This window comes from Bacillus sp. EKM501B (genome assembly GCF_011800505.1).
Taxonomy (GTDB): domain Bacteria; phylum Bacillota; class Bacilli; order Bacillales; family Bacillaceae_G; genus Bacillus_A; species Bacillus_A cereus.
The window spans coordinates 64512-80618 of the sequence record NZ_JAALFZ010000007.1 but is presented as its reverse complement, the minus strand read 5'-3'; the positions used below and the strand labels follow the sequence as shown (position 1 = coordinate 80618).

Here is a 16107-nt window from a genome sequence, read left to right as displayed (position 1 = left end):
ATTAGTAAGCAGCTAATGTAATTACATCTAACTAGAGGTGAAACAAATGAAAAACATTTTATTCCGTATTAACGAATTGTCAAAAAAAGAAAAAGCGAATGGATTAACAGTTGATGAAAAACAAGAACAACAAATGTTGCGCCAAAACTATACACAAACATTTCGTGGAAGCTTAGATTCCATTTTATTAAACACAAAAATTGTTGATCAAAATGGTCTTAACGTTACACCTGCTGCATTACAAGATGCTCAAATACGTTTAAAATTAAGCAAATGAGTTCCGCGCTAAAGAATTCTAATAAAACATAAAAAGAGCTGGATTTCCTATATAGAAATTCCAGCTCTTTTTATTGTCTTTTTTAATTTAGTAAACGAGCGATACATCGCAATTCTCCACGACACAATCATCGCAAATGCAAGTAAGAAAAACATGCCGCTTAACTCTGCCAAATCAATTGATTGGCTTAAATATGACTTTAATGCCACGCGTACAGCTAATAAGCCTACTAAAATAAATATGAATGCTTTTGACGGTTTCATAAATATATGTTCGCCTTTTATTTCGAACTTAGTTGTTTTAATAAGAAAAATAGAAAAGATAAGCCCTATACTAATTGCCTCAACTATTTCTAACGATGTTAATCGAAACTCTGGTAAAAAGTACATCATTGCTCCAGTACTCATAAAAATTGGCGGCAATATAATTTTCTTTTTCGTTACCGGCTTTTTCGCTGCTTTAAAGCGCAGAAACATGACACCAACAGCCATACAAACCGCTAAAATACTTGATAAAAGTGCTATCATACTCTTCCCACTCCTATCTATTTAAAAGACTTTTTGAGCAAAATCATAAACCAAACGAGCCCGACACTTATAATAACATGACCTAATCCAGCCATATGGCTTAAACCGTAAAAGTCAGTTCCATTTACTTGTAGAAGACCTCTCCATAGCATTGTAGCAATAGTAAAGATTACTCCTACATTATAAACAACAAACCATGCACAAAAGCTCTTTGTTTCTTGTACATGAAACACTTTACATAAGGCTAAAGCAATTAAAAAGAATACAAAACCGAGCACTAATACATGTGTATGCACTAATTGCAACATTGTGGATCCTTTAATTCCTTGTGCTTTCGAATACTCTCTTGCAAATACACCTGATAATAAACCAATAATTAAGTAAATAAATGCCGCATTATATAATTTCTTCATTCTATTCCTCCTGTTGTAAACTTTCTATATTCGCTGCAATTATTTTAAGCAAAGTTTATGAACGGAGTATGAACAAAATATTACATTCAATTTTTGAAAATAAAAAAGCCATTCCACAAATAATAATTGTAGAATGGCTTTTCAATTTATTTTAAATCTTCTATTGAGAAAGCACCTGGCAGTAACTGCTCAACAGTCACTTCTTTTTCATCACCTTTTACATTCGTTAATAATACAGGCATTTTCGGGTCACAGAATTCAGCAATTACTTGTCTACACGCACCACATGGTGAAATCGGTCCATCAGTTTCTCCTGTAATAACTAAGTAACTAAAATCGCGCTCACCTTCTGATACTGCTTTAAATATTGCTGTTCTTTCTGCACAGTTACATAAACCGTAAGAAGCATTTTCTATATTACAACCAGTATAGATTTTCCCTTCTTTCGTAACTAACGCTGCGCCAACAGGAAATTTAGAATACGGAATATACGCTTTCGATAACATCTTGTTTGCTTCTTCAATATATTTTTTCTTACCCATATTATTTCCCCCTCAAAGTAAACGAAATGATGATTAGTCAGTAATAACTGTATGAACTAATTTAGGAGCCACTGCTGTTTCAGCGATAGAAATATTTTCATAAATTTTTGCTTTTACATCTTCTACATTTTCACGATTTGCGTAGATTGTTACGAATGGCTCGCCTTCTTTTACTGCATCGCCAACTTTTTTACGTAACATTAATCCTACTGCTAAATCGATTTCATCTTCCTTCGTTGCACGACCTGCACCAAGTAACATAGCTGCAATACCAATCTCATCTGCAACAATGTTAGAAATAACACCTGAAGTTTTTGCAGGTACATCAATTACATACTTAGCTTGTGGCATTTTTTCTGGATTGTCTACAATTGAGCTATCTCCGCCTTGATTGCTTAAGAACTCTTTAAATTTCTCAGTTGCTTTTCCGTTTTTCATCACTTCAATTAGCATTTCACGAGCTTCTTCTAACGTATTTGCTTTTTTCGCAAGTACGACCATTTGGCTACCTAATACAAGTACTAATTCTGTTAAATCTTCTGGACCTTCACCTTTTAACGTATCAATCGCTTCTTTTACTTCTAGAGCGTTACCAATCGCAAAACCAAGCGGTTGTGACATGTCCGAAATAACAGCCATAGTTTGACGTCCTACATTATTTCCGATACGTACCATTGCATGTGCTAATTCTTTTGCATCTTCTTCTGTTTTCATAAATGCACCAGCACCTGTTTTTACATCAAGTACGATTGCGTCAGCACCAGCTGCAATTTTTTTACTCATAATTGAACTTGCGATTAAAGGAATTGAGTTAACAGTTCCTGTTACGTCGCGCAATGCATAAATCTTTTTATCTGCAGGTGTTAAGTTTCCTGTTTGTCCAATAACAGCTACTTTGTCACGGTTTACAATATCAATAAATTGTTCTTTTGTAATTTCAACGTGGAATCCTTCTACCGCTTCTAATTTATCAATTGTTCCGCCTGTATGTCCTAAACCACGACCAGACATTTTTGCTACTGGTACATCTAAAGCAGCAACTAATGGTCCTAATACTAAAGTTGTTGTATCACCAACACCGCCAGTTGAATGTTTGTCTACTTTAATTCCTTCAATTGCTGATAAGTCGATCGTTTCACCAGACTCAACCATCGCCATCGTTAAATCTGCACGTTCGCGATCTGTCATATCTTTAAAGAAGATTGCCATTGCAAGCGCACTCACTTGATAATCAGGAATACTTCCGTCTGTATATCCATTAATAAAGAATTTGATTTCTTCAGTCGTTAATTCTTTGCCGTCACGTTTTTTTGCAATAATATCTACCATTCTCATTACAATCACCATTCCTTTTTATATGATACGAATCTATTAAAATAATAAGCCAACGATTGTTGCTGATAAGAAACTTACTAATGTTGCACCGAATAGTAATTTCAAACCAAATCTTGCGACTACATTCCCTTGCTTTTCATTTAAGCTCTTAACCGCCCCTGCAATAATCCCAATTGAAGAGAAGTTTGCAAATGAAACTAAGAATACAGATATAATCGCTGTCGTTCTATCTGAGAAATTAAAGTTTCCTTGTGCTAAATCTGTCATAGCGACAAATTCATTCGATACTAATTTTGTTGCCATAATATTTCCGGCATTAACTGCTTCATGCCAAGGTACACCCATAATAAATGCAAATGGTGCAAATGCATAACCAAGAATTTCTTGGAATGAAATACCGATTACACCTTTAAATACTGCATTAATGAATGCGATAAGAGCAACGAAACCGACTAACATAGCTGCTACTGTAATCGCAACTTTAAATCCATCAATAATGTATTCCCCTAATACTTCAAAGAAAGTCTTTTTCTCTTCTTCTTGTACTTCTAACATATCTTCTTCCTCAGTAACTTCATACGGGTTAATGATAGAAGCAATGATGAAGCCACCGAATAAGTTAAGCACTAAAGCGGTTACAACATATTGCGGTTTTAATAACACCATATATGATCCGACGATAGACATTGAAACGGTAGACATTGCAGATGCACATAATGTATACATTCTTTTCTCTGGCAATAACCCTAATTGTTTCTTAACTGAAATAAACACTTCAGATTGTCCTAAAATCGCAGAAGCAACTGCATTATATGATTCTAGTTTCCCCATTCCATTTACTTTACTTAATGCTAGACCGATAGATTTCACAATAATAGGTAATACTTTAATGTGTTGCAAAATACCTATTAAAGCTGATATAAATACGATTGGCATTAATACACTTAAAAAGAACGAAAACTCTTTTTGATTTACTAATCCACCAAATACGAAATTCACACCATCAGCGGCATATTTTAATAACTCTCCAAAACCATCTGCTATTCCGCTAATTAATATATTCCCTACACTTGTATTTAATAATAAAAACCCCAAAATAAATTGTAATATAACCATCGTTATGATTGGGCGATATTTGACTTTCTTTCTATTATTACTAGCAAGCCAAGCGATACCTAAAATCAATACGAGGCCAAAAATACCAATTAAGTATTTCATAAGCCGTCTCCTCCCATTCGTATCCGCTTACATTTTTTTCAATTATTAAAGCAATAGATACACTTTACTTTGTGTATCTATTGCTCTTCACTTCATTAATGATTAGTAGTTATCTGTAGCACCTTTTGCATCATTTAATACGATTGCAACACTAGCACTTGCTCCAACGCGAGAAGCTCCAGCAGCTACCATTTTGTCTGCATCTTCACGTGTACGAACACCGCCAGATGCTTTTACACCAACGTTTGGTCCTACTGTTTTACGCATTAATGCGATATCTTCAGCAGTTGCTCCGCCAGTTGAGAATCCAGTTGAAGTTTTTACAAAGTCAGCACCAGCTTTTACTGATAATTCACAAGCGCGTACTTTCTCTTCATCTGTTAATAGGCAAGTTTCAATGATTACTTTTACAAGAGCTTTTCCTTTTGCTGCTTGTACTACTTCATAAATATCTTTTTCAACAAGTTCGTTGTCGCCATCTTTTAAAGCGCCTACGTTGATTACCATATCAACTTCAGTTGCACCTTTTGCGATAGCATCTTTTGTTTCAAATGCTTTTGTTTCAGTCGTGCTTGCTCCTAATGGGAAACCGATTACAGTACAAACGTCTACATCATGTCCAGCTAGTTCATCAGCCGCTAATTTTACCCATGTTGGGTTAATACAAACAGAAGCGAATTTATATTCCTTTGCTTCTTCGATTACTTTCATAACATCTTCTCTAGTAGTATTAGCTTTTAAAATTGTATGGTCAATTAACTTTGCAATGTTCATTATCTTCACTCCTCATATCTTTTAACAACTTCATTCTAACTCTTAGTTGAACAAATGTAAATACACTTTTGAAATTTTGTTCATTCTTTTTTAAAAGGAATCATCTTGTAGTAAATAAAGCGCATTCTAACAAAGAACATTTCAGATATATAATCAAAATTTTTATGTTAACAATGGTAGTATGTATCTCCATATCCATAATTATTTTTAAAAAGGCAATTTGTGTTCAAAAAAACTCCTATCATTCATACATAACAAAATAAAAGGCATTCTCAAAATTAACATCTTGAGAACGCCTTTTATTTCTAATCTTTTTGATAATGTAATAATTCTTTCGCTGTATGCTGATCGATAATTAATACATTTGCATACCCGCCACGTAACGCACCATCAATTGCTTTTATTTTTCTATTACCACCTGCAACTAAAATAGAACGTTTCTTTAATTTCAGTTCTTCTAACTCAATTCCAATGGTCCGCTTATTAATTTCTTCACTACTAATATTTCCGTCCCCATCAAAGAATCGTGAACAAATGTCACCGACCGATTGTTTTTTGAGTAAACTCGTTTCATCCTTATCGAAATAACCTAATCGGAATAATAGCGCTTCGTCTCGAACTGTTCCTACAGTGAAAATTGCAATATTCGCTTGTTTCCCCATTTCGATAATGTGATGAATATGTCGATCCTGCTCTACTAATTCTTTCGTCACTGCATTATCAAATATAACTGGAAGGGGGAGATTTCTTGGCGTCGTTTGAAAAGCATCTGCAAATAAAGCGATTGTTTCATTCGCATATGTATTTACACTCGAATGACTAATACCACCTTTTAACTGAACAACCTCTACCCCTTTTACATGTTGCGGTACGATTTTTCTAGCGATTTCATACATCGTCATTCCCCAGCTTACACCAACAATATCACCGTTTTTAACCGTCTTTTCCATATACTCAGCTGCATATTTGCTAATATACTCTGTAATCGTTGCATATTCCGGAACTGGAGAAAATACAACATGTGCCTCTAATAAGTTATACTTTTCTTTCAGTAAATTCCCGACGTTATCTAAATCCGCAAATGGATCAGCGATGCTAATTTGAACAAACCCTTTTTCTTTCGCGTACTTTAACAATCTAGAAATTGTTGGTCTTGAAATATTTAATTTGTTAGCAATTTCTTGCTGACTATAATCTGATTGATAATATAATCTTGCAACTTCAACGCTTAATTGTTGTTTATCTTTTTCCATAGTAACTCATTACAAATCCCTTCCTGTATTTCCCTTTCGTTACAAGCATTATACAGCTTTATGCAAAAAAATTCGACTACCGAATTTTATCTATCTGAACTTCTACTACACTTAATATATAATGAAAACTTATTGTGTAGATTTACAAACTCAATATAGATACGCTTGAAACATGTAAATCAATTAACATTTAATTCACATTTTTTCTGTAGTAACGATAACAAAGCCGTTCAATAAGAAACATGAAACATCATCTAAAAACTATTCAAATACCCCTTATAAACAGAAGTTACTATTTATAAGGGGTATTTACTCAATTTAATTTTATAAAAATTGGATGGAAACAATGCAAGTTCTCACTTATTTAGAATAAGTGAAAAGATGATGTTTTATTTGTTCAATAAAATAATGATGGTGTATATTATCGTTAGATACTCGACTTGCCATAATAGCCCCCTCCATTGCAGAGGCAAGAAAGGAAGCGAGTGATATAACCTCTATATCTTCTTTAAATTCTTGTTTCTCTATTCCTTCTTTTATGAGAGAAGCCATTAACATTACTGTATCATCATAACCTTTTGCTGCTGCTTTTTGTAATTCTGGAAATACTCCAGTACTTTCGATTGCGCTATTAAGTAATGGACAGCCTCCAGCAATAGGAGGATTATTAGCTGCATCTTGATATACAAGGAAAATTGCAAGGATTTTATCAATTGCTGTCTTTTTATTTTCCATTGCTTTATGAAAATGACTCCACATAATCTCACCACTTTTGTCGTAGGCAGCAAGGACAATTTCTTCTTTACTTTTGAATCTACGATAAATAGATCCTTTAGGTAGTTCAGTAGCTGTCATTATATCCTGAATGGATGTGCGAGTTATCCCATTAGTATTAAATAAATATAAAGATGTTTCAATAATTTTTTCTTTAACCTTATCAACTTTAGTCATGCTTTGTAATCCTCCTAATGAAAACGATCCTAATATTCTAGGTAATGTTTACCCTCTATTTTCTTAATTTTTTTGTAAGTATAAATAAGTTTGGAACAGAAATATCTTATCAATCCCTATCTTATGGAAACCTCAAAGAATACAGTTTGAAAAGAAGTTAATCAAATTGTATTACCTACATAAATTAAGTGAATTTTCCGTTAAAACAACATGACCAATTGTTTAATTCAGTCATATTATACAACTAATTTTATCTAAAATCGTAGAGGTGTAAAAATATATAGTTAATTTTAATGTATAGACATATGATTATTATATATAATTTTTATCAATATGTTTAGCTAAAGTGTTTGAACTACTCCCACTTTCACTTCATTCTATAAAAGATTAACCATTAATGATTACTGGAATTAAATTGTAACAAAACAACTAAAATATAAATATATTTGCTTTTTTCCATTTTGATTTTGTTAATACTTTATAAAAAGGGTTTAAAAAACTAGAAACTTGTAGTATCATTAGATTTCGATTCGGACCGAACCGTCCGGTTTATAATCTTATATAAATATATTTAGAAGGAGAGCGTTATGCAGAAAGAAAAATCAAAAATTATAGGTAATTTAATTATGGGGGCAATACAGTGAACTTTATAAAAATGAATAAAAAAGAAATCATTATGCTAATAATCTTTACACTGTTTGTACCATTTCAAATTGGCTTGTACATATTATTTGGCATATCACTTTTAGCTAATGTCAATTTAGTTGAATCAGAATTTGTTCTTAGTGCCATCGGTTTTACTGTACCTGCTATTGTAGGAATCATTTGCTTTAGGAAAGAAATTATTGAAAGTTTTACTTATTTTAAAGAGAAGACAATTTTGAAAATAGTAAGTATTCCTATGGTAGTTTTATTTACGTTAATTGTGGAACAATGTGTTATGCATTTTCTAGCAACTGGTCAACCAGAGAACCAAGAGCAGCTCCTTGAAACGGGTGCAGAGGTACCTCTTGTATTTACATTGCTTGTATTTGGTATTCTGGGTCCAACACTTGAAGAAATTGTGTTTCGCCACATATTAATAAATCGTTTTTCTTACCATATTGGTACTGCTATTGCATCTATCATTTCGATTATGATTTTTACACTTCTTCATACGAACCAACTTGTGGATATTGCTATTTATTTACCTGGATCGTTGATACTTACTGCGGCTTATCTTATTTCTAAAAGATCCATTGCATATGTTATAGCGATACACATGTTAAACAATTGCCTTGCTTTCATTCTGTAAGAAACTAGACTTGTTTCTGATGCCAAAAATATTCTATGTTCCTATCAAGCATTTTTGGCACCAGAACTACTTTTTCTATGACATAAGAAAGCTAATCAAAAATTATAAAATATTAGGAGAGTGTCAGTCATGATTGTAACAACAACTTCTGGAATTCAAGGTAAAGAGATTATTGAGTATATTGATATTGTAAATGGTGAAGCTATTATGGGTGCAAATATTGTCCGCGATGTATTCGCTTCCGTTCGTGATGTTGTCGGTGGCCGTGTTGGTGCTTATGAAAGTAAACTAAAAGACGCTCGTGATATTGCAATGGGCGAAATGAAAGAACTTGCAAAAGAAAAGGGTGCGAACGCTATCGTTGGTATTGACATAGATTACGAAGTTGTTCGTGATGGAATGTTAATGGTTGCTGTCAGTGGTACAGCTGTACGTATATAAGTAAATAAAAAAACGGTTCCTCTTGGAATTTATACTTTGAGGGGAAATCCTGATTCTGTTGCAGATTTTAAAGAATAAAACGAGAAATAATCAACTTTTTTATTTCTCGTTTTATCTACATATTTATTTTTGGAAAAACAATCTAACTCCAAATACTAATAATACGGCGCCTGTAATACCCTCTATTGTACGGTTCACTCTTTCTTTTCTTAAAAAAGTTCTTAATTGACGTATGAGTGAGATGTAAAGTAAATACCATATTGCTGTCAAAGTCGTAAATGTGAGTCCTAACAAAAGAAATTGGAAGAAATGATTTTGATTACTCACAATAAATTGGGGTAAAAAACTAAGGAAAAATACAGCGGTTTTTGGATTTAAAATTGCCGTAGTAAATCCTTGTCTAAAGCTTTTAATTGCCCCAATATCCTTAGAGTCCATTTCTGCTGAACCTGACATATCTTCTTTTTTATGTAAGGCACTTTTAATTGACTTTACAGCTAAATAAATTAAATAAACAGCCCCAGCATATTTTATAAATGTAAATAACATAGCAAATTTCATTAAGATAGCAGAAAGTCCTAACGTAGCCATTATTGTATGAATCATCATTCCAGATATCGTTCCTAAAACAGTCTTTATCCCGCCATTTTTACCATGCGAGATAGTATTTTTTGTAACTAGCGCAAAACCAGGACCAGGCATGATTATGATTAACATTGCTGTAAGGATAAATAACAAATAATTTTCCATGTTGTAGTATTTCCTCTCCAATTTTTAGTTTTGCTTACAGTATAGCTTTTTTCATTAAAACATTACATATAAAAGACTTGATCAGAAATTTATTTAGGTTATTCGTATCAATTTGATTAACTATTACCCAATAGCCACATTGATAAAACACATGACAAACTTATATATAATTGCAAGCTCAACTCTCACAAAAAACAGGATAAAAAATAAACAGCAGAACTAGTCCACTGTTTACTTTGCCACACCTTCATGTAATTTTTCTGTATAATCCTTTACATCTTTCCAGCTATCTTTCGCTGTATGTAAATCTTCTTTTATAAACGTAAACTCTTCCGGACTAATTCCTTTTACGTTTTGTAATAAATTATTATACTTTGCACCTACTGTATACCATTGATTTGATATGTTTTGTAGTGCTGTAATTGCTGCATCAATTGTTTCTGTCATGTTTGTTGTTTTATTTTTTACATCAGTCAAAATTACGACTTCTGCTTGTGCTCCTGAAATTCTATCTTTTAAATTGGCGATTTCTCTTTCTGCATTTGCGATATCTTTTTTCGCAACCGCAATCATCGGCCCGCCAGCAAGACATGTTATTAGAGCTACGCAAAGTACGCCACCAGCAATGACCATATCATTACTCTTTTTAATCGAATCGTTATATGTATTTATTTGTTGCTCTAGAGCTGGAATACCAGCATTCGTACTTGCCAATATCGCTGTTAACTGATTTGTATCCTCTTTGAAACTATTTGTATCTTTCGCCATTCTATCGCGAAAAGCTTTCAAATTTCCTAATAATCCATCTACCTCATTTTGATTCTTTACAATATCCGCATACAACTTTTCTAAATCCGCTTTTAATTTTCCACTATCCTTTTGATCAATCGCTATTAACATGTCATTATAATACGATTGAAAAGTATTATTGTAATTTATAATATTTTGATCTGTTTTCATAATTTGAGGCTTCATATTATTTAACCAATATGCTGCATTAATTTTTGCATCTCTTTGATGCTGAATCATATTCCCTTTAAATTCACTATTAATCGAACTTATTTTACTTAAATCCGTCTCTTGTTGATTTTGAATTAATTTTGCATATGAATCCATTGCAAATATGCTTGATGTCGTTTGTGCCATTACATCTTGGAATCCTGCTGGTCCAAGAGAATAGTTTTTCACATTTTCTTGTAGCACCGTTACATTTTGTTCTGCTGCAAAAGGATGTAAAGGAAATGCGTTACTCGTTGCCACCCCAGCAATCATTACCGCTAAAAGACATTTTTTATAAAATCGTTTCTGCATATTTTTCACCTATTCTCTTTATAAGGATATCAAAAGCTCCTGCTCACAACTGAACAGGAGCTTCAAATCATTCATCAACACTTAACGCCCTAACGATTCGTATTCGATTATGCTTTTTTCGTATCTACTACTTTAATATCTTCAGCATAAATCTTTTCTGCATAGTCTTTAATGTTTTTCCAGCTATCTTTCGCAATGTTTAAATCTTCTTTAATGAAAACAAGATCGTTTGGACTAATTGAATCCACATTTTGAAGTAAAGAATTGTATTTTGATCCCATTGTATACCATTGGTTTGAAATGTTTTGCAACGCTGTAATTGCAGTATCAATCGTATTTGTTAAATACTCAGTTTGTGTTTTAATGTTCGTTAACCCAGCTACTTCTAATTGAGCAGTTGTAATTTGTCCAGTTATTTTTTGAATTTCAGCTTGTGCATTGTCAAGTTCTTTCTTCGCTAATACGATACCAGCTGTACCACCGCCTACAGCTGCTCCACCACCTGCAATTAATGCGACTCCTAGCGGTGTTCCTGCGCCCGTAGCAATAACTACTGCACCACCAATAATTGCAATTGGTCCTAGAGCTGTCGCAACAGATGAACCGATAATAATTGCATTATATTTACTAATTGCTTCATTGTACGTTGTAATTTGATTTTGCAGAAGTGGAATCCCTGCATCTTGACTAGCTAATATAGATGTAATTTGATTTGCATCACCCTTGAAGTTTTGCGTATCCGACGTCATTTTATTTCGGAATTTTTTCAAGTCTTCTACTAACTGATCCACTTGCGCTTTATTTTCATTAATACTACTTGATAATCTAGTTAGGCCTTTCGTAAGAGTCGCTTTATCTTTTGCATCTACCGCAGCAACTAAAGTATCATAATAGTTTTGGAATTTTGTATTGTAGTTAATGATGTTTTGATTCGTTGAAATAAGCTGTGGCTTTAATACATCTAACCATTGCTTCGCATTTCCTCTAGCTGTATCTTGGTGCTGAATCACTTTTCCTTTTAAAGCTGCATCAACAGTCGATACATTTCCAAAGTTAACATTACCTTGTTTAATAATTGTTAAAGCATACAGATCCATTACTAAAGCATTTGAACCTGTTCTTTCCATTGCATCTTTCAAGCCTTCTGGTCCTAATGAATATTCTTCATAGTCATTATAAGCTTTTGCTACCGCATGAACTGGAGCTTGTTTCACTGTACTTTCAGCTGCATACGTATGAGCCGGCATAATATTTCCTGCTGCAAATACTGCCATAAGTGCTGATAGAGCCATTACTTTATATGGTTTTTTTGTCATTTTTCTTCTCTCCCTATATCGCTAATTATTTTTCTATTTAATGTACTTCAACGTTTGTAACGTAATCTTCAAATTGATTTGTTTGCTTATTCATTTCATCACTTACTTTTTTAATTTGATTAAAATGTTTTTGAAGTAAACTACTGTCTGTATACGTGCCTTCTTCAACATTTGTTTGAATTTGAATCATATTATTATTTAAAACTTTCCAATCCGTTAATAACGTTTCTAAAGTTGTAATTTGACGATCAATTAATTCTGTAAAGCTATTTACTTGATCTTCAACGAATGTAATTTGAGTCGCCTCTGCTTCAGTTTGTGATAACTTTTGAATAAGTGGCAATAACTCTTTTTGCTTTTGCTGAATGCGAAAAGCTGCTTCTCTCGTTTGACTATCTGCAGCATTTACAATTTCATTACTTAAAGTACCGATAGAAACAAAATCGATTGTTTTCGTTTGTGCAGTTTGATTTGTGATTGTAAATACTTGTTTACCGATATTAATAGAACCTTTAATGATTTCTTGAGGTCTATTCAAAATAGTAGTTAGTTCAGCTTGAATTTCCCCTTGAATTCTTTTAATATCTTCTCTTAATTTCACAATATCTCCACTTGATCCTTGCAGTGTTTTTATTGCTTCATCGGCTTTAATTGATAAGTTGTTACTATCTTTGTCTAATACTGTTTTAAATCGATTTAACTCTAATAAATCTTGCTCCATACTCTCTTGGATGCTCTGTACTTGCAATTGTAATTTTCCATATGCACTCATAAAATCTGTTTTTGCTTGCTGATCTTCATTTACATTTCCTGCTAGTTCATAGAGCTTACTATAATAACTATTGAATCTAGTGCTGTATCTCATCATCTCTTGATTTAAGTCAATTAGCTTCGGATTATATTCATCAATCCACTCTCGTACATTCGCCTTTGCAAACTTTTGATGATTCGTTAAGCTACTCATCGCATTTACCTTAATGTCTGGCTGTTGCAAAATAATTAATCCGTATACTTGAATAAGCGGTGATTGTGATCCTAACATTCTAATTGAATTGGATAATGTATTTGGAGCAATTACATTTTGCGCATATACTGTTTTCACTTCCGTTTGCCCCTCCTTAGCGTAAGCGCTTACAGGAATGAAGCAACTCGTAGATACCGCTGTAACCAATAACCCTGTAATTAAAGTCTTTTTCACTTTAACTCCTCCTATGTATTAGCAACTATTACTATCGCATTTTATTATTCTATTTTCTTGCCCATAATTTGAGATGGTTAAAATAGAGAACGTTCTCAACGTGATCTATGTATGAACCACCTCTCTCGTATTGCTACAGTACTTACTTATCGTCACAAAACATTTCATTATTTTTCATATGTGTTTAGTATGAATAATATTGTATAAATTTTCTATTTCATCGAAATTCCCACATTCACACAGTGAATATATTTCATAAAAATATTATTCATTTTAAACTAAACAACATACGTAAATATGAAATTTCATTTTGTTTTCATATAAGTTTTGTACTGTAAGGTCATTTAAACACAGCTGTTTATATATCGTAAAGAAGTATTTTCATTCCCTTTATTTTCAAGCTTTCATGTCCTTATTTCAAAATATAATCCGATTCACTTTATCGATTGAAATATCTACATATCACAACAGAAAACACTACTTTCAAATAACCAATGAAGTTATATTAGTATAATTTTTAACCCCATATGCAATTATGCATAGCATATACACAAAAAGGATAGCTTCATTTTCGCGAAGCTATCCTTAAAAAATTTTCTTATTTTTTCAAATGATATGGAACTGTCGTAATAACAACATTTCTTTTATAAAGTAAATACGCACGTATAAGTAAACTGGATTGATTATGAAGAATGTTATGCCAACCTTTTTTCGGAATGAACTGTGGTATAACGACCGTAACACGGTAATTCGATTCACTTGCCTTATATTGCACTGTATCGATAAACTTCGTTAGCGGCTGAATAATACTTCTATAATGAGAATGTAATGTAACAAGCCTTACTTCAGGTTGCCACTTCTTCCATTTCTCCTCAAATTTCTTTTCCTCTTCTCTGTCAAAAGCAACATATACTGCGATAACTTGATCTGCCGAAAGCGATTTCGCATAGTTCAATGAATTTTCTACTACATGCGTCATACCTGCTACAGGAACGACAATTACATTCCCCTCAATTGGAATAAGAGGCTCGCAAGTTTTTAAACTTAATTGATCACCCACTGCATCATAATGCTTCTTAATTCGATGGAATAAGAAGATAATAACTGGTAAGAAAATAAGAATCGACCAAACTTGTGCAAATTTAGTTAAAAAGAACATGCTCATTACGATAAAACTAATAACTGCACCAATTAAATTAACCGTTAATCTTAAAGCCCATCCTTCAGGCTTTTCGCGAAGCCATTTTAATACCATCCCTGTTTGAGAAAGTGTAAATGGAATAAATACACCTACTGCATATAGTGGAATTAAATGTTCTGTTTGCCCTTGGAAAGCTACAATTAAAATAATCGAAGCAACTCCAAGTATAATAATACCGTTTGAGTAACCTAGGCGGTCTCCTCTAATCGTAAACATTCTCGGTATGAATTTATCTTTTGCAAGGTTAACCGCTAATAAAGGAAATGCAGAATAACCTGTATTAGCAGCAAGAATTAATATTAAAGCTGTTGTACCTTGTATGAAATAGTACATGAAATTACGTCCAAATGTTTGTTCAGCAATTTGAGAAACAACTGTTACTTCTTTACTCGGAGTCACTCCGTAATAATAAGCTAAAAATACAATTCCTGAAAATAACACAGCAAGTAATGCACCCATTGCAAGCAATGTTTTTGCAGCATTGTTTGGCGCAGGATCTTTAAAGTTCGGAATTGCATTTGAAATTGCTTCAACACCTGTTAAAGCAGAACTACCTGATGCAAATGCTCTTAGTAATAAAAATAAACTAATCCCTGCAACTGGTGTACCAATTGGCGCATGTAAAGTGGGTGAAACATGACCAGTTAAAATATTATATATGCCCACACCAATTAATATAAATAGTGCTAAAACGAATAAATAAACAGGATATGCTAAAACGGAAGCTGATTCCGTTACTCCCCTTAAATTTAATATCGTAATTAATATAACAAATATAACCGCAATAATTACGTTGTGTGCATGTAAGCTAGGAAACGCAGACGTAATTGCATCTGTACCAGCGGACACACTTACCGCAACAGTTAAAATATAGTCAACTAATAAAGATCCTCCAGCAATTAAGCCTGGATTCATCCCTAAATTTTCTTTTGATACAACATACGCTCCCCCGCCATGCGGATAAGCAAAAATAATTTGACGATAAGATAAAATAAGGGCTGTCAATAATACTAATACCCCAACAGCGATCGGAATGGAATACCAATAAGCGATCGCTCCAACACCTGCTAAAGCAATTAAAATTTGCTCTGGACCGTAAGCAACTGATGACAATGCGTCAGAAGATAAAATAGCTAAAGCTTTCGTTTTATTAAGCTTTTGTTCTCCAAGCTCCGTTGATTTTAACGGTCTTCCAATTAAAAATCTTTTAATAGATGAAACCAATGCTGTCCACTCTCCAATAATTTTGTACGAACTTTTCTGCTTGTTGCAGCCAGTAAACTATTTACTCAGAAAACAAAAAATG

General features: G+C 33.1%; 16 protein-coding genes. 3 read left to right on the top strand and 13 right to left on the bottom strand.

The window, feature by feature from the left end; translation table 11 throughout:
• Positions 1–46: 46 nt before the first annotated feature.
• Positions 47–277: a DUF896 domain-containing protein gene (locus HFD78_RS15495; protein ID WP_000789773.1), complete on the top strand. Its 231-nt coding sequence runs from the start codon at positions 47–49 to the stop codon at positions 275–277.
• A gap of 47 nt (positions 278–324) precedes the next feature.
• Here HFD78_RS15495 and HFD78_RS15490 read toward each other — a convergent pair whose 3' ends face one another.
• The 8 genes from HFD78_RS15490 to HFD78_RS15455 form a co-directional block, all read right to left on the bottom strand.
• Positions 325–804: a CcdC family protein gene (locus tag HFD78_RS15490; protein ID WP_000561045.1), complete on the bottom strand. Its 480-nt coding sequence runs from the start codon at positions 802–804 to the stop codon at positions 325–327.
• Between the two features lie 17 nt (positions 805–821).
• The gene (locus HFD78_RS15485) at positions 822–1217 is read right to left on the bottom strand and encodes a DUF2871 domain-containing protein (protein ID WP_000737863.1); all 396 of its coding nucleotides are present in this window, start codon (positions 1215–1217) and stop codon (positions 822–824) included.
• 146 nt (positions 1218–1363) lie between these two features.
• Positions 1364–1759 carry a cytidine deaminase gene (locus HFD78_RS15480; RefSeq protein WP_000516778.1) on the bottom strand — a complete coding sequence of 132 codons (396 nt, stop codon included), beginning with the start codon at positions 1757–1759 and terminating at the stop codon, positions 1364–1366.
• A 33-nt stretch (positions 1760–1792) separates the two neighbouring features.
• Complete coding sequence (locus HFD78_RS15475) at positions 1793–3094, bottom strand: pyrimidine-nucleoside phosphorylase (protein ID WP_001983022.1); 1302 nt, start codon at positions 3092–3094, stop codon at positions 1793–1795.
• Positions 3095–3130: 36 nt separating this feature from the next.
• Complete coding sequence (locus HFD78_RS15470; protein WP_000876171.1) at positions 3131–4312, bottom strand: NupC/NupG family nucleoside CNT transporter; 1182 nt, start codon at positions 4310–4312, stop codon at positions 3131–3133.
• A gap of 102 nt (positions 4313–4414) precedes the next feature.
• Positions 4415–5086, bottom strand: a complete 672-nt coding sequence (gene deoC / locus HFD78_RS15465; protein WP_001017452.1) for a deoxyribose-phosphate aldolase — start codon at positions 5084–5086, stop codon at positions 4415–4417.
• Positions 5087–5391: 305 nt separating this feature from the next.
• On the bottom strand, positions 5392–6339 hold the full coding sequence (locus HFD78_RS15460) for a sugar-binding transcriptional regulator (RefSeq protein WP_000409782.1): 948 nt from the start codon (positions 6337–6339) through the stop codon (positions 5392–5394).
• A 360-nt stretch (positions 6340–6699) separates the two neighbouring features.
• A complete protein-coding gene (locus HFD78_RS15455) occupies positions 6700–7290 on the bottom strand; it encodes a TetR/AcrR family transcriptional regulator (RefSeq protein ID WP_000169647.1) in 591 nt (196 codons plus the stop codon).
• A gap of 640 nt (positions 7291–7930) precedes the next feature.
• On the opposite strand from HFD78_RS15455, the gene HFD78_RS15450 reads away from it, so the two are divergent.
• Both HFD78_RS15450 and HFD78_RS15445 read left to right on the top strand, forming a co-directional pair.
• On the top strand, positions 7931–8584 hold the full coding sequence (locus HFD78_RS15450; RefSeq protein ID WP_001009297.1) for a CPBP family intramembrane glutamic endopeptidase: 654 nt from the start codon (positions 7931–7933) through the stop codon (positions 8582–8584).
• 129 nt (positions 8585–8713) lie between these two features.
• Positions 8714–9025 (top strand): heavy metal-binding domain-containing protein, encoded by a 312-nt coding sequence (locus HFD78_RS15445; protein ID WP_000637517.1) that lies wholly within the window; start codon positions 8714–8716, stop codon positions 9023–9025.
• Between the two features lie 123 nt (positions 9026–9148).
• On the opposite strand, the gene HFD78_RS15440 is transcribed toward HFD78_RS15445, so the two are convergent.
• The 5 genes from HFD78_RS15440 to HFD78_RS15420 form a co-directional block, all read right to left on the bottom strand.
• Positions 9149–9775 (bottom strand): LysE family translocator, encoded by a 627-nt coding sequence (locus tag HFD78_RS15440; RefSeq protein ID WP_000432986.1) that lies wholly within the window; start codon positions 9773–9775, stop codon positions 9149–9151.
• 231 nt (positions 9776–10006) lie between these two features.
• On the bottom strand, positions 10007–11086 hold the full coding sequence (gene nheC / locus HFD78_RS15435) for a non-hemolytic enterotoxin NHE subunit C (protein WP_001171989.1): 1080 nt from the start codon (positions 11084–11086) through the stop codon (positions 10007–10009).
• Positions 11087–11193: 107 nt separating this feature from the next.
• Entirely contained in the window at positions 11194–12402 is a 1209-nt protein-coding gene (gene nheB / locus HFD78_RS15430; protein ID WP_000162977.1) for a non-hemolytic enterotoxin NHE subunit B, read from the bottom strand.
• A gap of 37 nt (positions 12403–12439) precedes the next feature.
• A complete protein-coding gene (gene nheA / locus HFD78_RS15425) occupies positions 12440–13600 on the bottom strand; it encodes a non-hemolytic enterotoxin NHE subunit A (RefSeq protein WP_098005601.1) in 1161 nt (386 codons plus the stop codon).
• A 598-nt stretch (positions 13601–14198) separates the two neighbouring features.
• A complete protein-coding gene (locus HFD78_RS15420) occupies positions 14199–16025 on the bottom strand; it encodes an APC family permease (RefSeq protein ID WP_000254887.1) in 1827 nt (608 codons plus the stop codon).
• Positions 16026–16107: the final 82 nt, after the last annotated feature.